The organism is Acinetobacter tandoii (assembly GCF_008867985.1).
GTDB lineage: Bacteria > Pseudomonadota > Gammaproteobacteria > Pseudomonadales > Moraxellaceae > Acinetobacter > Acinetobacter tandoii.
The window spans coordinates 202,655-223,885 of the sequence record NZ_VXLD01000002.1; the positions used below are offsets into that span (position 1 = coordinate 202,655).

Below are 21,231 nucleotides of genomic sequence, written 5' to 3' on the forward strand. Positions count from 1 at the left end.
TAGATTAGAATAGCAAGCTGTTCTAATTTGATAATTTATTGAGACCTTTCATGGCTGCTTTTAACGTCGAAAAGATTACTCACGTACACCACTGGAATGACACACTGTTCAGTTTTAAGACAACGCGTGATACCGCATTACGTTTTAAAAATGGTCAATTTGTGATGATTGGTCTTGAAGTCAATGGTAAGCCACTTATGCGCGCTTATTCTATTGCAAGTGCAAATTATGAAGAAGAACTTGAGTTTTTCTCAATTAAAGTACCAGATGGTCCTTTAACTTCTATTTTACAACAAGTAAAAGTTGGCGATGAAATTTTAGTTTCTAAAAAACCAACAGGGACCTTAGTTCTTGATGACTTAAACCCAGGTAAGAATTTATATCTTCTTTCTTCAGGTACAGGTCTTGCACCATTCTTATCAACTATTCGTGACCCTGAAACGTATGAACGTTTTGAAAAAGTCATTGTGGTACACGGTACACGCTTCATTTCTGAATTGGCTTATCAAGACCTTATTCTAAATGAATTACCAAACAACGAGTTTTTTGAAGAACTTGGCATTAAAGACAAGTTAGTGTATTACCCTACTGTTACCCGTGAAGAATATCCGAACCAAGGTCGCGTTACGACAGTCATTGAAACTGGCGAAATTTTTGAAAAGATTGGTTTACCACGTTTCAACCCAGAAACTGACCGTGCAATGCTTTGCGGTAGCCCAGCATTCCTTGATGATGTCGCTGCACTTTTAGATCAACATGGTCTTAAAGAATCACCACGCATGGGTGTTTTAGGCGATTATGTCATTGAACGTGCATTTGTTGAGAAGTAATCTTCTTTTCAAGTTAAAACCGAGGAAATCCCTCGGTTTTTTTTATTTTTCAGTCATTTAATTTTTACAAAAAATGTATAATTTTTAACCCAAAGCGCAAAATTTCGTCATAAAATCCAATAAAACGACTAAAAAGTGTTGTCGAAATCAATAAAAACTCCTATAATTCGATTCAAGAACAGACAGGTCTGTCTAGTTCAGGATGTGACTTTGTTGAGCTGATGTAATTTATAATCAATCCAGAGGGTACTTTATAATAATTATAATAAATTATATAAGAAAGGAGATTCCAAGCTCCTCTAAAACATTAATATTTTAGACAGCTTCTGCTCGGGGCCGGTTAAAATATTAATATCAGGGAACTATCAGCGAGGCGTGAATACCATTAAGGTATTCACGCTTTTTTATTTGAATGCCCGTTCAAGTGACTTAACTCATCTCACCAAATGGAAATCTATTTAGACTTCCATGAGCTCAAGCTGAATCAGCTTATAAACTCGTTTCCAATACTCATCAATCTTGACTAAATTCTTATCCATTTGAGCTTGTATGGTCATACCATCCAAAATACTGGCCAATAGACCAGCCAGTTGAGACGACTGAGTCACCCCTAATTTTGCCAATGCAAAACGGATACGCTCAGTTAACCATTCTTTATATTCCATAGCGGGTTGCATGGTCGAAGGATAAACCTTGGAAACTTCCTCAACTGCTTTTTGAAACATACATCCATTAAAGTCATCCATTTGAAACCAAGCGTGATACCAGTAAAAAATGGTTTTAATATGGTCTAAATATTCTTCAGCTCGACACTGAGCAATTGCTGCATCTAAAGATTCTTGTAAATTCATATTTCTACGGTGTAAGCACTCTTCAATCAGTTTCGCTTTAGAAGGAAAATATTTATAGAATGTCATTTTAGCGACACCCGATTCACTAATAATTCGATCAATCCCAATCGAGTTATAGCTATAAGAATTGAAAAGATGAAGCGCAGTACTAATAATGTCGTCTTTTTTGGACATGCTATTTACCTACCAAACTTATCTTTAAGCAGAAGTGGGTCAAAATGAAATTAAGAAAGAGCATCTTTTTAAACAAAGAAACGTATGGGTTATATTATATCATTATTTACATCAGATGAATAAAATCATACGTAAAGTTTCGTATGTACCTATTCTATAATAATAAATCAGGAAAAGTGAAGTATCTCGTGTAAATGTTTATAGCATATTTAACTTTTTTTTAATATGATTAAATTATCCAAAATCTGATATCTCAAACATGAGTACACTTGCTTTTACACAATCAGAAAATGCCCGATTGGAAGCTTTAAATTTTATTCGACATTCGGTTGAGCCTTCTCTATGGCATCAGCATGTCGAGCAAGTGAACTCACTCAAACAGTACAGTCTTGAACATCCCTTATTTAAACAAAAAATTTTAGAACGCTTACACAATCAAGCTCTTTCACTAAAACAACTCAAGTTGATTCATATCAATTATTTCGCTGCAATTGTAAAAGTCTTTACCGATGCATTAAGTATGCTGATCTATCAAGCATGTCAATTAGAGCATCACCCCAATATTCATATACAACAGCGTGTACACGCCAAAGCGTATGCACGTTACTTGTTATCATTAAATCTGATTGATGAGTTCGGTTTTAACACCTACCAATTACAACTGAGTTCTCCAAGTAAATCACATTTGGTTTATTTCATGGATTTACTGCACGCTTTAGAAATTGATCCATTTGATGAACAAGAAATATGTAACGAAGCGTATGAACTCAATCAGTTTATTCAGTTACATTTAAACTCATATGAACACCTGCTGCTCATTTTAGCCTGTGCCGAATTACAAGTGATTAAATATAGCGAAGCGTTACGCATCAATTTAGAGAAATATGATTCGCTTTTCACGGAAGGCTATTATGATTGTCACGGTATTGTGGATGATAGCTATAGATTAGCCAATGATGACAATCACGAAGATGATATTTGGTCACTTCTCACTCAAAGCTATCAAGGCAGTCAAAAACCTGAATATCAAACTGTTGTACAAGAATATTTAGATCTTTGGGCAAAATTCTGGAACAAAATGAATTTACTCAGCACTTAATTGCAATGTTATTTCCACATCGACCTATATTTAGTCGATGGCTTTACTGCAAAAATGACTTTCCTTAGAATAAGTACAATTAAAATAAACTTTATAATAAATTCAATGAGTTTTCCAAATCTCAAATTTAAAGAATGTTTACATCCACGCCCAAAACCCACCGGGTTTGATGTGCAATGTAAATTACAGCATTTTGCAATCATTACTTATGCTCTTGATCCTGTACGCTTGAATGCCATTATCCCTCCTCGGTTTAAACTCGATACCATCGAATATCAAGGTATAAAGCAAGTACTCATGTCAGTTGTGCCATTTATCAATGTAGATTTTAGCTCTGCTGTTTTTCCTTTTCCCAATTTCAGCATGGGACAAACCGATTACCGTGTTTATGTGATTGATCAACATACTCAGGAACGCTGTGTTTGGTTTTTAGGAACCACTTTAGATTCATGGACGCTCATTGTCCCACGCTATTTATGGCAACTCCCTTGGTATTCGGCTGAGTTCAATTTTGACTGTCGTCAGGATGAACAAGGAAATTACAACCACTATAAGATGCAAACCCAATCGGCATGGGCAAATGCTGAATTACAACTCACTCAATCTGAACATGATCTGTGGAATTATGCAGGCTTCCCAGATTTAGAAAGTCATTTGGTTTATCTCACCCACCCTCATGCCGGCTTTTATCATCGTCGTGATGGCCAATTAGGGACTTATCGTGTTTGGCATGACCGTCTGCAGTTAAAACCTGCGCAATTACTTCATGCAAAATTTGACTTGCTTGATCGACTGAATTTAGTTTCGTTTGAAGATCAACTGAATCCGTATAGTTCTCTGATAGAACCGATTAATGAATTTACAATCTATCTTCCACCACAAGTCATTCGGTGAAATAAAATGAGAACTAATTTTTTATTTCACAAATTTACTGCGAACAAAAAACAAGACGAAAGCAAAACAACTCCCCATATAGAAAATAATAAAGAATAATTTTTTATAGTTCTCTTTTTCATACTTTCTTTTAAAATAATCTTCGTTATAAATATCACCACCATCAAGATAGAATGCATATTTTCTGGAATAAAAATCACTTACCACATATTTCACATACACCTCTCTCCCAACATCTTTATAAAATGGACAACCTAACTCTGTAATAGAGCATTCAATAATAATTTTTGAATTATTCTTTTTATCTTTCAACCTCAAAGTTCTATATGATGCAGGTTCAATCCAACTATCTCGACCTGTAAGTGTCCCTAGTGGACGAGTTTTATTTTTTGGAATATCTACTAAATAATACCCCTCTATATAATTGTTATTGTTAACATAAAGATTGGGGTTTTTATTAAAAAAAGACATCCATGAATAGATAAATGCCCCCACCATCACAAGAAATATCAGATAGAATTCAAATTTTTTACTCGAATAAAAAGCTGCAATTGAATAAAATATACATAGATTAAAAATTAATAAATATGTATTAAAACTATCAAAAAAAATAAAACAGAAAATAATTTGAAATAGCAAATAAATACAACCAGTTTTACTTTTAAAAACTTTTGGCATATTTCCTCTTTTTTAAAATTTTATTGATATCTCCAATTTTTCTTCTTTAAATAAAAAAAGAAATTCCATTTTTTTATTTTTCACTCAACAATACACACATTCTATCCCTGACCATTTAAAAATTTATGGTTTTATAAAAAGTAAATTTGAGAAATTATAGGTAAAAATCAATGAAATATAAATAAATCTTAATAGAAAATTTACAACATAATTCAACTTGTGATGAAATCCACAATCATCACAAGTTACTAGATCGACTATTCAATTCGACGTTACTTATTAACACTCTTCCAAACTACTCACAGTTTTACTGCTATTACGCTCTGCCAAAGCTTGTTTAATCACACGATAACCACCTGTTAAACCAAGAATTGACATAATTAAAGCCACAATTAAATCAGGAATTAAGCTGCCTGTACCGAACACCCCTATTGCAGCAAAAATTACGGCAACATTACCAATCGCATCATTCCGGCTACACAACCAAACTGATTGCATATTGGCATCGCCATCACGAAAAGCATATAAAATAAAAGCTGAAATCACGTTCGCAATTAAAGCCAAAATACCAATCATCCCCATCGTAATCGCTTCGGGTGGAATACCTTGAACATAGCTATAAGCTGTTTTTGTGATGACGATTAGGCCAAAACTCGCCATCGTCAAACCTTTCAGCAACGCAACCGTGGCGCGCCAATATAAACTTGCACCCAACACCGCCAGTGAAATGGCGTAATTGACTGCATCACCAAAAAAATCGAGTGAATCTGCCCACAGTGCTGAAGAGTGCGCATAAGCCCCACCAATCAGTTCAACAAAAAACATCGTCAGGTTAATAATCAGTGCAATCCATAAAGCTGTTCTAAATTTACTATTGGGTTTGACTGGTGCGGGTTCATGACTACAGCTACAAGCCATTTCCATACTCCTTGATCTATATTATGCTTATTTAAAACTATGGACTCGCTCTAAGGTCAAGCTATGCAGCATTATTTAATCCACCAACTCGCAAAAAAAACACAACTACCTGTTGATACAGTACGCTTTTATGAAAAAAAACATCTGATTATTCCTAGCTACCGTGCCGAAAATAATTATAAATATTATGATGAAGCAACCTTAAAAAGGCTGCAATTTATCAAACAGTGTCGTGGCTTGGATATGTCTCTTGCCGAAATTCAACAATTGATTGATCTCATTAAACAACCACAACAAGGCTGCCAAGTTGTTGATCAAATGATCGAACAGCATATTTTACAAGTGGAAAAAAACATTGCCGAATTGATCTCATTTCAAAGCCAGTTACAGGAACTACGTCAATCCTGTTCCAGCAATACCACCATTGATCACTGTCAAATTTTGAAAAATCTAGGTTTATCAGAATAAAACCGACTAATTTACTGGGTTGAATCCTTTTTTGATATCCATACAATAAAGTCATATTATTTGTATGCCTTTATTCTGTCATGAGCATTCACCACGTTACTGAACTTCTCTCTCCTGCTGGTTCTTTAAAAAATATGCGCTACGCATTTGCTTATGGAGCCGATGCGGTCTATGCAGGACAACCGCGCTATAGCTTACGTGTTCGTAATAATGAGTTTGATCATGACAACCTCGCCATCGGGATTCAAGAAGCACATAATTTAGGTAAAAAATTTTATGTTGTGGTGAATATTCAACCGCACAACAGTAAACTCAAAAACTTCATTCGTGATTTAGCGCCCGTCATTGCCATGCAGCCTGATGCATTAATTATGTCGGACCCCGGCTTAATTATGATGGTACGCGAGCAATTTCCAGACATGCCTGTGCATCTTTCAGTACAAGCCAATGCTGTGAACTGGGCAACCGTCAAGTTCTGGAAAAATATGGGGCTCACTCGCGTGATTTTGTCGCGTGAACTGTCACTGGAAGAAATTGAAGAAATCAAAAATCATGTGCCAGACATGGAAATTGAAGTATTTGTGCATGGTGCATTGTGCATGGCCTATTCTGGACGTTGTCTCCTTTCAGGCTATATGAATAAACGTGATGCCAACCAAGGTGCTTGCACCAATGCTTGTCGTTGGGATTACAAACTTCACCAAGCCCAAGAAGACGAAACAGGTGATGTAATTCCTGTGCATCAAATACAAGAAAAGCAGTGTTGCAATAGTGATGTAGATGAACAACATGCAGTAGCACAAAATCAATGTACTGAACCTGTTTTACTACAACGTAATGAAGAAGATATGTTTGCCGCAGAAGAAGACGAACACGGCACATATTTCATGAACTCTAAAGACTTACGAGCAGTACAACATGTTGAGCGTTTGACCCAAATGGGTATTCACTCCCTCAAAATTGAAGGTCGTACCAAATCTTATTTCTACTGCGCACGCACCGCACAAATTTATCGTAAAGCCATTGATGATGCACTGGCAGGTAAGCCCTTCGATTCATCACTCATGCTACAACTGGAAGGCTTAGCAAACCGTGGTTATACCGAAGGTTTTTTACGTCGCCATGTGCATAGCGAATACCAAAATTATGAAACAGGTTCTTCTCGTTTTGACCATCAACAGTTCTGTGGTGAAGTATTAGAACGTCACGGGAACTACATTAAAATTGATGTGAAGAACCGCTTTGTGGTCGGTGACTCATTGGAACTCATGACCCCGCAAGGCAATATTCAGTTTGTACTGAGCGAAATTTTGGATAAAAAAGGCAATTCTATTCCAGATGCCAAAGGCTCAGGTCATATTGTCGATATTCCGATTCCTGCCGATATCGATATGCGATATGCCCTGCTGATTCGCAACCTCCCAAACTCTGAAATCGATATTTCAGCTTCGTCATTGGCTTACGTGGCAGGTTAAGTCATGGCTTTGAGAATTACGGATGCTTGTATCAATTGTGATATGTGCTTACCAGAATGTCCGAATGAGGCGATTTTTGAAGGACAAAAAGTTTATGAGATTGATGTAGCACGCTGCACAGAATGTGTCGGTTTTTATGAATATCAAACCTGTATGGCGGTCTGCCCAATCGATTGCATTGAAGTTCATCCTGAACACATTGAAAGCAAAGCAGCATTGGAGGAGAAATTTAAAGCGCTGAAGATTATTTAAAATAAAACGGTTTTAACCAAATATTGGGGGAAAACAATAAACAATAAAAAAAGGAACATCGGTGTTAGCGTCCTCAGTTCCTATAAAAAGTAAAAAGTTTAATAGCAAGCCAACATAACTCAGTGTATGTTGGCTCTTTTTTATTATTGACCAGAACGGATCATGTAATCAAAAGCAGATAGAGACGCTTTTGCACCCTCACCCGTCGCAATAATAATTTGCTTGTATGGAACAGTAGTACAATCACCCGCAGCAAATACGCCTTTCACATTAGTTTCATTGCGTTCGTTAATCACAATTTCACCACGTGGAGTAAGTTCAACTGCGCTTTCTTTTAGGAAGTCCGTATTTGGCAATAAACCAATTTGTACGAAAATCCCAGATAACTCAACAGTATGCTCAACATCGGTTGCACGGTCTTTATATTTCAAGCCTGTCACTTGAGCACCATCACCAATAACTTCAGTAGATAATGCATTCATGATTACAGTGGCATTTGGCAAGCTATTTAACTTGTCTTGCAACACTTGGTCAGCACGCAGTTTAGTATCAAACTCAACCAAAGTCACGTGTTCAACAATACCTGCCAAGTCAATTGCTGCTTCTACACCAGAGTTACCGCCACCAATCACAGCCACACGTTTACCTTTGAACAATGGACCATCACAGTGTGGGCAATATGCAACACCACGGGTACGGTATTCCGCTTCGCCTGGCACATTCATTTCTCTCCAACGCGCACCAGTTGAAAGAATCACTGTTTTCGATTCAAGTTTTGCGCCATTTTCAAGTTCAACTTCAACCAAACCATTCGCTGTTTGATCTGCGCCAGTAATTTTATTCACACGTTGCAAATTCATAATGTCTACACCGTATTCACGAACGTGTGCTTCCATATCCTGTGCGAATTTCGGACCAACCGTTTTCTGTACAGTAGTAAAGTTTTCAATATCCATGGTATCCATCACCTGACCACCAAAGCGTTCAGCCACAATACCTGTTTTAATCCCTTTACGTGCCGCATAAATTGCCGCTGTACCACCCGCAGGTCCACCTCCGATTACCAAGACATCAAAAGCATCTTTAGCATTTAACTTGGCTGCTTCTTTCTCAGCAGAGTTAGTATCTAGTTTGGCAATGATTTCTTCCAACGTCATACGGCCTTGACCAATATGCTGGTCATCTTGGAAAACCATTGGTACTGCCATAATTTTGCGTTGTTCAACTTCGTCTTGGAAGAATGCACCATCAATCATGGTTGCAGTTGAACCTGGATTATAGATGGCAATCAGGTTCAAAGCTTGCACGACATCTGGACAGTTGTGGCAGCTTAAAGATACAAACACATCAAAGTTCGATTGAATATTTAAACCTTTAACCTGATTTAACACCTCTTCAGAAACTTTTGGTGCGTAACCTGATACTTGTAACAATGCAAGAATGAGTGAAGTAAACTCGTGTCCCATTGGCAAGCCTGCGAAGTGTACACGAGGTTGCTCTCCTGCTTTGGCAATTGCAAAGCTTGGACGACGTGAATGTTCACCATCAAAGCGTGCTGTCACTTGGTCTGATAACAGCGCAATTTCAGTCACCAACTCTTTAATTTTTTCAGATTTTTCTGAAGCATCTAAAGACGCGATAATTTCAATTGGGCTTTCAAGACGTTCTAAAAGTGTTTTTAATTGCGCAGAAGTATTTTGATCTAACATTGCTAACGACTCCAGTGGAGAGATAATTAAGTTGATGAAGACATCATAGTAAAAAACATAAAATTGGTAAAACAGTTTGTATTTATAAATACAATCGAATTATTAGATAGTAGTTCAAAATCTTACATAACATGAATGACTTACCCAGTATTTTTTAAATTTTGCTCAATTCTACGTGTTCTTGCAGAAAAGTACCGTGATAATAAGTAAAGCATTAAACTTAAAATAGAACTTACAATAAATGATGAAATAATAATAACTTGCAAAACATTTTCCCACTTTTGAGCCTGTTCAATTTTTGGAGAAATAGATTTTGCTAAAGGCGTTATGGCCTTACCATAAAGCTGTTGCTGCATCGACCATAATTGTGAAGCACTAAAACCATATTGAATAAAATTAGGGTCGTTTTTCTCGGCATCGACCAAAGTCAACACATAAGGAATCGCAGCATTTTCATCAGCAGGCGAATGTAACAATGCAATTTGCGCCAGCACGTAAGCTTTGACGGGCGGTGCTAATTGGGTGTGATCTAAATATTGTGCCAATTCACTTTCATGCAAACTGTTTTTATACTCAATTGCAGTTGCATAAGGATCTTCTGCTTCATCATTCCAGTCATATTGAACATAAGTTAGAGTTGACCAAATACATATAAATGCGATGATCCAGCCTACAAATTTTAAGACAAAAGACTGAAAACGAATCGCAAAGAAGCGAAGTTTCTTAAGAAAATGAATAACAAAAAAAGCACCAATAAAAGCACTGGTTATTTTTAAGAACAACCAACCAAACCAAGACAATAAATTAAAAAAGTAATTTGGTGCTTGCTCAAACTGCATCAGAGTACGATCTGCCGATACAGGAATATGCAATTGTTTGACCTCAAGGCTAATGCCAAACCAACTGTAAAGTATTTCCTGTTGTAGAAAATAACTGATCAAAGCCACAAATGCCAAACTGGTTGTGAATATACACCACGCCATCAGATGTGTTTGCCGACGCTTTAAAATCTGCACACCTTGCTGAATATTAGTGGTATTGACTGCATATTCATCTTCTAATTTGGACAAGTGACCTCCTACAACAGACTAAAAAAATTTAGCGTTGATTTGACTCTAATACCAACTGACTCAAATTACTTTGTAAATTACGTAACCGCTGTGCTGCCTCTTCTCGCTTCTGCATCCCTTCTTTTTGTACTTGAAGTACGTCATTCACCGTTTGGATTAAGGTATTTTGGACATGCTCAAGGGTGTCGATATCAATCACAGAACGCTGATTGGCACGCGCTGTATCGACTGAATTTTGATGGAGTAAATCAGCATTACGGCGCAGCAAGTCATTGGTCGCATCATCAATCGTGTTTGCCAGCTGCACACTATTCTTTTGCTCTTGCAAGGAAATAGCCAAACTAATTTGGTTTTTCCATGCGGGTAATGTAATGTTTTTGATGGCATAAAACTTATCCACCAACATTAAATTATTGGACTGGATAATTCGAATCATTGGTAAAGTCTGCATTGCAGATTGCTGTAATATCTGCAAATCACTGACTCGTTTCTCCAGATTATTCGATAGATGATTCAAATCATAAATTTTCTGGGTAATGGTCTGATCTTGTTCTTGTGAAGTGAGTTGAGCAATTTGCTGCTGAACTTCATGCTGCTTAATCTTGCCCGCAGCCACATAAACGCCTAATTGCTTATATTCATCTTGTACTGAGTCAAACATGTGTTCGAGTGTTTTAACTCGGTCTTTTAAACCAGATTGTGACGCTTCAATTTCTTTAACCAAAGCATCAATCTGCTCCTTGGTGGTATTAAAGTGCTGATCAAAACTTTGCTTCGCACCTTTGAATTTACTTAAAATACTGCCCAAAAAGCCTGAATTTTTAGACTGATTCAGAATACTACTGCTATTTAATTGCTGTGCCACTTGTACAACTTGATTCAACTTTTGTCCCGTAGCATCTAAATCTTTGTTTTGCACCAAATTCAGCAATTCATCTGTATACGTCGACGTTTGAGTCGCGATGTGCTTACCGTATTCAGCAACACTCTGATGACTCATATCTTCCAATTCCTTGGTTGCAGTCATCACCTCAGCCAAATCTGAAGGTTGTAAACCTAGCTCTTTTAAATTAAATTGCTGAAACTGTTGTTCTGCCATTTCTGGTGTCATAGCAACAGTTAAATGATTTTGCTCAGAATTGGTCATAATTCACCTAATTTTATGAAGAGTTGCCCGAAGGTTTCTCTAATGATTTTCTTAAAGTTTTAATCAGTTTTTCACGGCTATTATCTAGCTTTAATAGCTCGGAAGTCGAGTCTGACTGTTGACTTTGTTTGACATGATATTGCCAAGCGGGAATTAACACCTGTTGCGCTTCAGTAAAACGATCAAGTAATCCTAAAGACAGTTGCTGAGAAAGCTGTATTTGCTGCATGGCAATATCATTACTGGCCTGTACAGTTTGCAAGCTATAAGTTTTCTTGGATAAGCGATCTGAAAATTGATCTAAGGGATGCTGCGTACGTAGCATTTTAGGATACTCATGTACAAACTCTTGTGCCGCAACCACATAATTTGCCATTCTTAACCGTAAGCCCAATAACTGCTGAAATCTTGATTGTGACTTCTGTATTTCTAAGCGTAATTTTTGACTTAAATGCTGGCAACGGTCCAACAACATATCAAGATTTTTATAGTAATCGATTTGTCCAGAACCATGTTCAATGTCTATGCCAAGCCACTTTTGCAAAGCATTAAATCTGCGTTTTTTTAGGTATTTATTCGATTGAGTTAAGGCTTGAATAAGCTCTTCAATACTTTGCCTGAACTGTTGTGTGAGCAATGGATCGACGCCCTGTAACAACACAGCCTGAGCTTGAACAATCTGTTCAGCGTAATTCACCAATAATGCCGGATTATCAAAAATCGGCACCAATTCATTCCGTTGAATAGCTAAAACGTCCTGTCGATTGACCTCTATTTCAGATAAAGGAATCAGTTCAGTAACTTGCATTGCAATTTAGATCATGACCAGTACATCTCTGTTTTAACATAGCCATTAAAATTATCAACTCTGTATTATTTATATCAAGGTAAAGCAGCCAATTGTCAGGATCTAAAATAAACAATAAATAAATTACAATCAGTTTAAAAAAAAAAGCCATTCTCCGAAAATAACAACAAGCTAAACTTATATATTTATCAAACTGGGTAACTTTTTATTCGCCAAGAGAATAATTCAATAACTCCACAATCTTTCTCCATAATTTTAGTTTAATCTTACGCAACATTACATTTGGAAACATAAAGTTATGGATGCGTTACAGCCTTCTTGGAAGTTTAGTGCACTTACTTTCGCTCTTTTGGGTGTCTCAATTACAGGCTGGGCTGCCGATAACGCACAAGTCGCTACAGCAGAACCTGTACAAGTTCTAAAGACATTAAAGCTCCAAGCAAACTCCTCAGCAAATAAGAATAACGATATTAGTGCGATAGCCAAAACCATTATCAATCGTGAAGAAATGCTGAAATATGGCGATCAATCTGTCAGTGATGCTTTAAGACGCGCAGCAGGTTTTCAAATGCCATCTGCTACTGGCCCGCGTGGTCCAGGCGGTGCATCAGGTATGCGCTTCCGTGGCGGCGGTGCGCCTATTTTCATGATCAATGGTGAACCTATACAAGGCGGGCCTCGTGGGGGAATGTCCATTATTGACACCCTTACGCCAGACATGATTGAGCGTATTGAAATTACCAAGCAGCCGAGTGTCACTCAAGCTTCTGTTGCCGCCTCTGCCATCATTAATATTATTTTAAAAGAACCATTACAAAATTCGCGTCTTGGTGGAACAGCTCGAGTTGGCTATGGATTTAACAGCTCAGGCACTTCAGAAGAAGAGCGCAAAAATATCACTTTACAGATGGATGGGCGTGATAGCCCTTGGTTATATAGCTTATCTGCCAATCAAAATTGGGATGACAGCACTTCAGTAACGGAAACTCAAACAGCAAACCAAACTCGTGTACAAAAAAATATCACTGAACGTAAAGGATCAATGATCAGTCCACGTCTTGAGTATGAAATTGATGACGAAAAGAAAGTCATGGTAGAGCTATTTTACCGCAATTATGAACGGGATGGATTACGTTCGGACCAAGTTCAACAGGACAAAAATGACAGTATGCGCCTAAATACGCGCTTCGAACGTCAAGTGAATAAGAACTCGGACAAAGTCCGTCTGTCTTATGAAAAACAAAATGAAACTGAACTTACTCGCTCTTCTCTTTCTTCGCTGTATATAGATCAGCAGGTTGAAGAACTAGGTTTAGCATATGACGGTGTCCGCCAATTTGATGAACATCGTCAAATTAAGTTTGGCTTAGATACACGTTCAAGCAGCTTAGAAAGCAATACAGCCGATACATTAGATGAACAGCGTTATGCTCTGTATAGCGAAGGCAGTTGGCGTTTTACCGATCAACAAACTTTGACCGTTGGTTTACGTCAAGAATGGATACACCGTACTGGCTTAGTCGCTTATGACGACCAAAACCTTAGCCCAGTCGTTGCACATCGTTATGATTTTGATGATCATTGGTCACTTCAAACCAATATCAGTCAAGCATTTCGTAGTCCGAAAGCTGCCGATTTATTATCCGCAGTATCCATTTCTACAGACATTGATGCAGGCAGCTTAAATAACCCTGACCGTGGTGGCAATCCATTTTTACGCCCAGAGAAAATCACAGCATATGAGTCCACTTTAGGCTTTAATACCCCTGCGGGTGGTGTCAATGTAACGGGCTTCTATCGTCAAATTGATGACTATATTGAGTCAGTAATTCAACAAGAAAATGGACGTTACGTAAAACGTCCACAGAACCAAGATCATGCAACCACCTATGGTGTCGAGCTCTCTGGACGTTACGCATTAAAACAAACTGCTCAAGGGCATTCATGGATGCTTAACGGTCAACTCTCGACTATTCGTGCCAAAGTCGAAGATGATATGACGCATCAAGATCGCTTAGTCAGTGATGTTGCACCTTATTCAGCCAGTATGGGGCTTTCTTATAACTATCAGCCATGGCAACTTTCGACCAGTGCCAATCTCAGCTATACCCCAGAGTTTACCCGCGCTTTAGAAAATCAACCTTATAATCGTACCAGTAACGAACGAGTCAATCTGGATATCAGTGCAACTAAACGCTTTAAGCAAGGCTGGTCAACCAGCTTAAGTGCCCGCAATCTGCTCAGCACTGACTATAAAGAACGCCTGAATTATCAATCTGATGGCAGTCTGTATGAAGCACGTACAAGTCTAGCCATTCCTAGTGTATTGTTCAGCTTAGAAAAGAAATTTTAAATAATTCATTATGTGAATCTAAAAAACCATCAAGTGACTAAAACGGCTTGATGGTTTTTCATTCTTAAACTTATTTCATTTATTTAAAACACAATTGCTTGTTTCTCTTTTAATTCGACATAAAAAACATCCTCTCATTATTCAAGCCAATAACCCTGAATATGAAAGGATATTTTCGAATTTATAAAGCTAAGCCAAAAATGCAGGCTTCTAGGCTACAACATTAAGCAACGTGCTTTTGAACCAAAATTGATCCAACAGAATAACCCGCACCAAACGAGCAGAGTACGCCATATTCACCATCATTCACTTCGTGTGCAGAACGATGTAATGCAATAATCACACCTGCTGATGAAGTATTGGCAAACTCATCAAGAATAATAGGAACTAAACTTGGGTCTGCTTCAGCCGCTTCTTTACCTACAACTAATTTCAGAATCAGTTCATTCATATTCTGATTGGCTTGATGTAACCAGAAACGCTTCACCTGCTCAGGTTTAATCTGATTCTTCTCTAGCTGATTTGAAATCATTTTCGCCACAAGTGGACAAACTTCTTTAAACACTTTACGTCCATCTTGACGGAATTGCTTATCATCACGTGAAGTGAGTTCAGAGCCGTTCAAGAAGCCAAAGTTATTACGAATGTTATTCGAAAATTGCGTAAACAAATCTGTATCTAAAATTTCAAAGCCTGTTTTCGTCTCTGTATTTTCAACAATTGAAGCTGTTGCAACATCACCAAAAATAAAGTGACAATCACGTGAACGGAAATCGGTATGACCCGAAGTTAACTCAACATTCACTAACAATACACGACGTGCGCCAGACTTAATGGCATCATAAGCTTGTTTCAAACCAAACGTCGCTGCTGAACACGCCACATTCATATCATAGGCATAACCTTGAATACCCAGTGCCGTCTGAATTTCAATGGCAACGGCTGGATAAGCACGTTGTAAATTTGAACATGCTAAAATCACCACATCGATGTCTTCTGCAGTGACACCTGCATTTTCCATCGCTTGCTTTGCAGCAATCACACCCCACTCTGCTTGAAGAGATAACTCATCATCACTACGTTCTTCTAAACGTGGACGTAAACGGGTTGGATCAAGTACACCTGTTTTTTCAACCACATAACGACGTTTTACACCAGATGCCTTTTCAATAAATTCGGCACTAGAACCACGGCGTGCTTCTAACTCGCCTGCTGCAATTTGTTCAGCATGGTCTTGGTTATACTGTTCCACATAAGCATTTAGACTTTCGACTAGCTCTTCATTGGTAATGACGTGTTCCGGGTGGAACAAGCCTGTACCTGTAATACGGATGCCCATGTAAAACTCCTTCTCTGAATTCGCTCAATTTTAACCGATACTAAGACGTTCCCATAGCTTTTGTAGCCGTGTCGCAGAAATAGGCATCTTGGTTTTCATCGGTTGAGAAAACAGCGAAATACGCAACTCTTCGATCATGAAATACAATTCTTTCAAACGAACGTCATTTTTAAATTGAAATAATTTATCCATCCACGGATCAATCTGCCCAATGGCAGTAACATCTCGCTGTAGATTATTGGGCAAACGCTCCAAACGCAATAGCAAAGCGGCTAAATAACGTGGATACTCAGTCCACACATCGACGGGTTTGCTATAGACAAAATTCGCCAACTGCATTAAGTCTAGCTGATCTTCAATATCATCCATACTACGGCCAAAAATATCAGCATCTAGCATTAATAATTTCTGACGTATGCTCTGCCACTGAATAAAAATATCACTCATAATTTTTAACGCGTGTTGACCCTGCGTTAAAAAGTTTTGCTTAACCGTTAAGAGTAATTGCTGAAATTCAGCTTGATTAATTGGCAGCTCCGTAATGGACAATTGCAGCGTTGCATAGACCAGCATCTGTTCCAACTGTGCTTTGTCTCCCAATGGCGAATATGCTAATGCCATCGGCTTGGAAATTTGCTTTTTCAATTGACGAGCCAAATCCCCCAATTGCAAATGTATCAGACGAATAATCCCTTCTCGATGCTGCTTAATCGCTTCACTCTGATCATTGAAGGTCTGAATCACAATGCCCGAATCATCTTTAACATCTAACTTTGCAAAAACTTTAACAGGAACCAGTGCTTGATATTGTTTAACCACAACACCTGTAACCTTGTGCGAAGCTTCAAATACAAAATCTTCAGGGAAACTTTGGAACTGTCCCTTGGTTTGCTTGACAGGGCTATGGGTTTCTGTACGGCAACGCGCTTTTAATTCAGCTAAATTACGCCCTTTTTCAATCACACGTCCTTTTTCATCAATCACTTTAATGAAAGGCAGCAAATATTGATCAATTTTTTCAAAAGAAAAATCTTTTTCGGTAATCTGTTCGCCACGGAGTTGAAATGCCAAAAAGCTAAATAAATGCTCACGTAGATGTACCGCATCTATACGTTGCATGATTTTTTTCGCAGTATCTGGTATTGGAACCAGATTACGACGTTTATCTTTTGGCAACGCTTTTAATAAGGCTTCAATTAAGTCCTGTCGCCAACCTGGAATTCCCCAAGACCAAATGTTTTCATCTACTTGTGGTAAAGCCTGCACAGGTATTTTAACCGTAGCCCCATCTTCATCATGGCTTGGGTCAAAACGATAACTCGCGGCTAAACGCAACTCACCATTATGCAAATAATCTGGGAACTGTTGTGTCGTTGGACGATCATTCAGCCATAGCGCATCGTCTTCTACATACAAGAAGCGTGGCTGTGTTGGCTCAATGGTTGCACGCCAATCTTCAAAACTACGACGGCTGGCAATTTCAACAGGTACTTTTGCCGCATAGAACTGATAAATCGTTTCTTCATCTACGACCAAATCACGTCGACGCAATTTGTCTTCGACCCGCTCTACCTCTTCCAATTTTAATAAATTATGTTTTAAAAATGGCGGAAGTATGCCCAGATTACCTGTCGTCAAAGCATCTCTAAGAAAAATTTCATGGGCAGCGAGATGATCAACTTTTTCATAATTGATCATTCGTTTTGGCTCAATAATCAAACCAAACAATGAAATCTGCGCATAGGCATTCACGATACCTGCTTTTTTCGACCAGTGCGGTTCAAAATAATGGTATTTCAGCAAATCACGTGCAGCCAAGAGAATCCACTCAGGTTCAATCCTTGCCAGCGTACGCAAATAAACCTGCGAGGTCTCCACCATTTCAAACGCCATAATCCACGGCGTATTGCTCTTGTGTAAGGTTGAAGCAGGAAATACGCGTGCTTTCTGTTGACGAACTGCCATAAAAACGTTGCGCTCATCTGTTTTATTGGCAATAAACGACAATAAACCTGTCAATAAAGCACGATGCAGGTTTTCATAACTGGCTTTTTTATCATTAAAGGAAAGATTAAGACCTTTCGCCAAATCCAGTAATTGCTCATGAGTTTTTTTCCACTCACGTAAACGCAACCAACTCAAAAAATGCTGACGAGCAAAAGTACGACGCTTGTTCTCACTCATTGACTCGACAGGATCATGAATCGCTTCCCACAACTTTAAATAAAACAGGAAGTCAGAGTCCGCTTCACGAAATAATGCATGCTTTTGATCTGCCTGCATTTGCTTATCCGCAGGGCGCTCACGTGGATCTTGTACCGCCAAAGCCGCCACAATAATCAACATTTCATTTAAAACGCCAAAATGTGCTCCGCCCAAAATCATACGGGCTAAACGAGGATCAATTGGCATTTTTGCCATTTGTTGACCAATTTTGGTGAGAGAGTCTCCCCCAGCGCCTTTTTTAGAAAGAGCGGCTTTTTCAGGTCCTTCTTGATCAACCGAGGTTTTAGGCGCATTTTTTTCAGTCATTGCACCCAATTCAACCAAGAGCTTACGACCGTCATTCACAAGCCTGTGATCTGGCGGTTCAATAAAATCAAAGGCTTCGAGTGAACCTAAACCCAGACTTTGCATTTGCAAAATCACCGAAGCCAAGTTGGTGCGTTTAATTTCGGGTTCAGTAAATTCAGGACGGCTTAAAAAGTCTTCTTCACTATATAAACGAATACAGACCCCAGGTGCGATACGTCCACAACGCCCTTTACGCTGATTGGCTGCCGCCTGTGAAATTGCTTCAATAGGTAAACGCTGCACACGAGAGCGATAGTTATAACGTGAAATACGGGCAAAACCACTATCAATCACATAGCGAATATTCGGGACAGTCAAAGCTGTTTCGGCTACGTTGGTCGCAATAATAATACGTCGACCACCACCTGAAGAATTAAAAATCTTTTGTTGATCTGCCAAAGCCAAACGCGCATAGAGCGGTAAAATTTCGGTATGGCGTGGGCCATGCTTCTGTAAAGTTTCTTGTAATTCTCGAATTTCCTGCTCTGTACTGGCAAAAATCAGAATATCAGCATGCTCAGGATGACCTTTTTCCTGCGCATCTTGAAAACATTCTTCTACCGCTTGTACTACAGCACGTGGCAGATTCTCTTCAAAATCATCAAATTCATCATCATCACTGCCGCCAATGCTCAACTCGGAAATTGGACGATAACGCACTTCGACTGGAAAGCTACGCCCTTCGACTTCAAAAATTGGCGCGCCATGAAAATATTGACTAAAACGTTGCACATCTAAGGTTGCAGAGGTCACAATGACTTTCAAATCAGGGCGTTTCGGCAATAATTGCTTTAAGTACCCCATAATAAAATCAATATTGAGAGAGCGCTCATGTGCCTCATCAATAATAATCGTATCGTATTTACTTAAATAACGGTCATGCGAAAGCTCCGCCAGTAAAATACCATCCGTCATTAAGCGTACAATTGAGTCTTGTGAGCCTTGTTCATTAAAACGAACTTTAAAACTAATCGATTCTCCAAGCTTCTCGCCCACTTCTTCAGCAATACGCTGTGAAACGCTGCGAGCGGCTAAACGACGTGGCTGGGTATGACCAATCATGCCGGTCAAACCACGTCCCGCCAGCATGGCAATTTGCGGTAACTGTGTGGTTTTACCCGAACCCGTTTCCCCCGCGACAATAATAACTTGATGCTGTTGAATCGCAGCCATCAATTGTTCAGCAGACTGTGTAACTGGTAAGTCTTGGTTCAGTTTAATTTGAGGCAGACGTGCAAAACGCGCACGTACTTTAAGATTAGACTGTTCAAACAGCTCTTGGTATTGCTGTGGATCACCATCTTTGCTGCGGCGTAGTCGATTTAAACGATGACGGTCGCGGGCCATAACCCATTGATCGATATTTAAATGACTTTGCACAGATGATTTATCCCAATAAAAATTTCAATCGCTCATTTTACGCCTTAAGCGGTCATAGAGAAAGCCTCTTCAATGTGATCGCCAATCTGCCCATGAAATATGGTTATATTTCACTCCATTTCATACCTTCATATCTAAGGTAAAAACCTGAATATAGAGGTGAAGCATAGTTTATTGCGAGATTGCAGACTTGAATTTGTCAGAAAAATAAGCAACTACATCTATATAAAATATCTTTTTTCAATTTTAGCCTTGAAATTCGAGCCAGATGACTGCATGTTGAATAACGATTTAAATACGACAATTTGATTGTGACGTATTGTCATTTTTTCATCATCTGTTTCATTTGTAATACATGATGATGATATTGAGTGAAATGGTATTTAAATTACTCATTCGGTTTTTCCGATGCTTGTAATGTAAAAATACTGTTTCAGCAATAATTAAAATTTCGATATTCTACTTCCAAATTCAAAGACTAACCTCAATCATGGAGACAATGATGAGCTTAATTAATACCGAAGTTAAACCATTTAAAGCACAAGCTTACTTGAACGGTCAGTTCATTGAAGTTACAGAAGCTGATCTTAAAGGCAAATGGTCTGTAGTATTCTTCTATCCAGCAGACTTCACTTTTGTATGCCCAACTGAGCTTGGTGACCTTGCTGACAACTACGCTGAATTCAAAAAATTAGGCGTTGAAATCTATGCAGTTTCTACTGACACGCATTTCACACACAAAGCTTGGCACGATTCTTCTGCTGAAATTAAGAAAATTGAATACCCAATGGTTGGTGACCCAACTTGGACGCTTGCTAAAAACTTCGAAGTATTAATTGAATCTGCTGGTCTTGCTGACCGTGGTACTTTTGTAATCGACCCAGAAGGCAAAATCCAAATCGTTGAAATCAACGCAGGTGGTATTGGCCGTGACGCTCAAGAACTTCTTCGCAAAGTTAAAGCAGCTCAATACGTTCACGCTCACCCAGGTGAAGTATGCCCTGCTAAATGGAAAGAAGGCGACGCAACTCTTGCTCCGTCTATCGACCTAGTAGGTAAAATCTAATTTTTTAAAAATTAGATTGAATCAAAAAAACCACGCCTAAAGCGTGGTTTTTTTTACAATTAAATTTCATGTAATTTTATTTAGAATGTATTTGAAGTCCCTGTATTTTCTGCTATACATTGAAGTAAGCCTTTTGTTTTATTTAC

The 21,231-nt window shown here is 38.5% G+C and carries 17 protein-coding genes; 8 read left to right on the forward strand and 9 right to left on the reverse strand.

The features are described 5' to 3' along the window. Positions 1 to 50: 50 nt before the first annotated feature. Positions 51 to 830: a ferredoxin--NADP reductase gene (locus F4W09_RS04065; protein ID WP_016167459.1), complete on the forward strand. Its 780-nt coding sequence runs from the start codon at positions 51 to 53 to the stop codon at positions 828 to 830. Between the two features lie 458 nt (positions 831 to 1,288). Here F4W09_RS04065 and F4W09_RS04070 read toward each other — a convergent pair whose 3' ends face one another. Beyond that, positions 1,289 to 1,855: a TetR/AcrR family transcriptional regulator gene (locus tag F4W09_RS04070; protein WP_044739424.1), complete on the reverse strand. Its 567-nt coding sequence runs from the start codon at positions 1,853 to 1,855 to the stop codon at positions 1,289 to 1,291. Positions 1,856 to 2,114: 259 nt separating this feature from the next. Here F4W09_RS04070 and F4W09_RS04075 point away from each other — a divergent pair, with 259 nt between their 5' ends. Both F4W09_RS04075 and F4W09_RS04080 read left to right on the forward strand, forming a co-directional pair. Next, entirely contained in the window at positions 2,115 to 2,954 is an 840-nt protein-coding gene (locus tag F4W09_RS04075) for a hypothetical protein (RefSeq protein WP_151504104.1), read from the forward strand. Between the two features lie 105 nt (positions 2,955 to 3,059). Next, positions 3,060 to 3,848, forward strand: a complete 789-nt coding sequence (locus F4W09_RS04080; RefSeq protein ID WP_151504105.1) for a DUF2071 domain-containing protein — start codon at positions 3,060 to 3,062, stop codon at positions 3,846 to 3,848. Between the two features lie 21 nt (positions 3,849 to 3,869). On the opposite strand, the gene F4W09_RS04085 is transcribed toward F4W09_RS04080, so the two are convergent. Then, positions 3,870 to 4,526: a hypothetical protein gene (locus tag F4W09_RS04085; protein ID WP_104440860.1), complete on the reverse strand. Its 657-nt coding sequence runs from the start codon at positions 4,524 to 4,526 to the stop codon at positions 3,870 to 3,872. A gap of 279 nt (positions 4,527 to 4,805) precedes the next feature. Further along, positions 4,806 to 5,444 carry a cation efflux transmembrane domain-containing protein gene (locus tag F4W09_RS04090; RefSeq protein WP_151504106.1) on the reverse strand — a complete coding sequence of 213 codons (639 nt, stop codon included), beginning with the start codon at positions 5,442 to 5,444 and terminating at the stop codon, positions 4,806 to 4,808. A 63-nt stretch (positions 5,445 to 5,507) separates the two neighbouring features. Here F4W09_RS04090 and F4W09_RS04095 point away from each other — a divergent pair, with 63 nt between their 5' ends. From F4W09_RS04095 to F4W09_RS04105, 3 genes are all read left to right on the forward strand, one after another. Continuing rightward, complete coding sequence (locus F4W09_RS04095) at positions 5,508 to 5,912, forward strand: Cd(II)/Pb(II)-responsive transcriptional regulator (protein ID WP_044739419.1); 405 nt, start codon at positions 5,508 to 5,510, stop codon at positions 5,910 to 5,912. An 80-nt stretch (positions 5,913 to 5,992) separates the two neighbouring features. Continuing rightward, a complete protein-coding gene (gene trhP, locus F4W09_RS04100) occupies positions 5,993 to 7,387 on the forward strand; it encodes a prephenate-dependent tRNA uridine(34) hydroxylase TrhP (RefSeq protein WP_151504107.1) in 1,395 nt (464 codons plus the stop codon). Positions 7,388 to 7,390: 3 nt separating this feature from the next. Further along, complete coding sequence (locus F4W09_RS04105) at positions 7,391 to 7,639, forward strand: YfhL family 4Fe-4S dicluster ferredoxin (RefSeq protein WP_044739417.1); 249 nt, start codon at positions 7,391 to 7,393, stop codon at positions 7,637 to 7,639. 143 nt (positions 7,640 to 7,782) lie between these two features. On the opposite strand, the gene ahpF is transcribed toward F4W09_RS04105, so the two are convergent. The 4 genes from ahpF to F4W09_RS04125 all read right to left on the reverse strand — a co-directional run bounded on the left by ahpF (position 7,783) and on the right by F4W09_RS04125 (position 12,373). Then, positions 7,783 to 9,348 carry an alkyl hydroperoxide reductase subunit F gene (gene ahpF, locus F4W09_RS04110; protein ID WP_044739416.1) on the reverse strand — a complete coding sequence of 522 codons (1,566 nt, stop codon included), beginning with the start codon at positions 9,346 to 9,348 and terminating at the stop codon, positions 7,783 to 7,785. A gap of 140 nt (positions 9,349 to 9,488) precedes the next feature. Further along, entirely contained in the window at positions 9,489 to 10,418 is a 930-nt protein-coding gene (locus F4W09_RS04115; protein ID WP_151504108.1) for a hypothetical protein, read from the reverse strand. Between the two features lie 28 nt (positions 10,419 to 10,446). Further along, on the reverse strand, positions 10,447 to 11,565 hold the full coding sequence (locus tag F4W09_RS04120; protein WP_151504109.1) for a toxic anion resistance protein: 1,119 nt from the start codon (positions 11,563 to 11,565) through the stop codon (positions 10,447 to 10,449). A 13-nt stretch (positions 11,566 to 11,578) separates the two neighbouring features. Further along, entirely contained in the window at positions 11,579 to 12,373 is a 795-nt protein-coding gene (locus F4W09_RS04125) for a tellurium resistance protein (protein ID WP_151504110.1), read from the reverse strand. Positions 12,374 to 12,671: 298 nt separating this feature from the next. Between F4W09_RS04125 and F4W09_RS04130 the strand changes: the two genes are divergently transcribed. Further along, positions 12,672 to 14,726, forward strand: coding sequence for a TonB-dependent receptor plug domain-containing protein (locus F4W09_RS04130; RefSeq protein WP_151504111.1), 2,055 nt, complete (start codon positions 12,672 to 12,674; stop codon positions 14,724 to 14,726). Positions 14,727 to 14,949: 223 nt separating this feature from the next. Here the strand turns inward: F4W09_RS04130 and F4W09_RS04135 are convergent, their stop codons facing one another. Both F4W09_RS04135 and hrpA read right to left on the reverse strand, forming a co-directional pair. Beyond that, on the reverse strand, positions 14,950 to 16,065 hold the full coding sequence (locus F4W09_RS04135) for a beta-ketoacyl-ACP synthase III (protein WP_016167446.1): 1,116 nt from the start codon (positions 16,063 to 16,065) through the stop codon (positions 14,950 to 14,952). Positions 16,066 to 16,095: 30 nt separating this feature from the next. Next, positions 16,096 to 20,019, reverse strand: a complete 3,924-nt coding sequence (gene hrpA / locus F4W09_RS04140) for an ATP-dependent RNA helicase HrpA (RefSeq protein ID WP_151504112.1) — start codon at positions 20,017 to 20,019, stop codon at positions 16,096 to 16,098. Between the two features lie 502 nt (positions 20,020 to 20,521). Between hrpA and ahpC the strand changes: the two genes are divergently transcribed. After that, positions 20,522 to 21,085, forward strand: coding sequence for an alkyl hydroperoxide reductase subunit C (gene ahpC / locus F4W09_RS04145; protein WP_016167444.1), 564 nt, complete (start codon positions 20,522 to 20,524; stop codon positions 21,083 to 21,085). Positions 21,086 to 21,231: the final 146 nt, after the last annotated feature.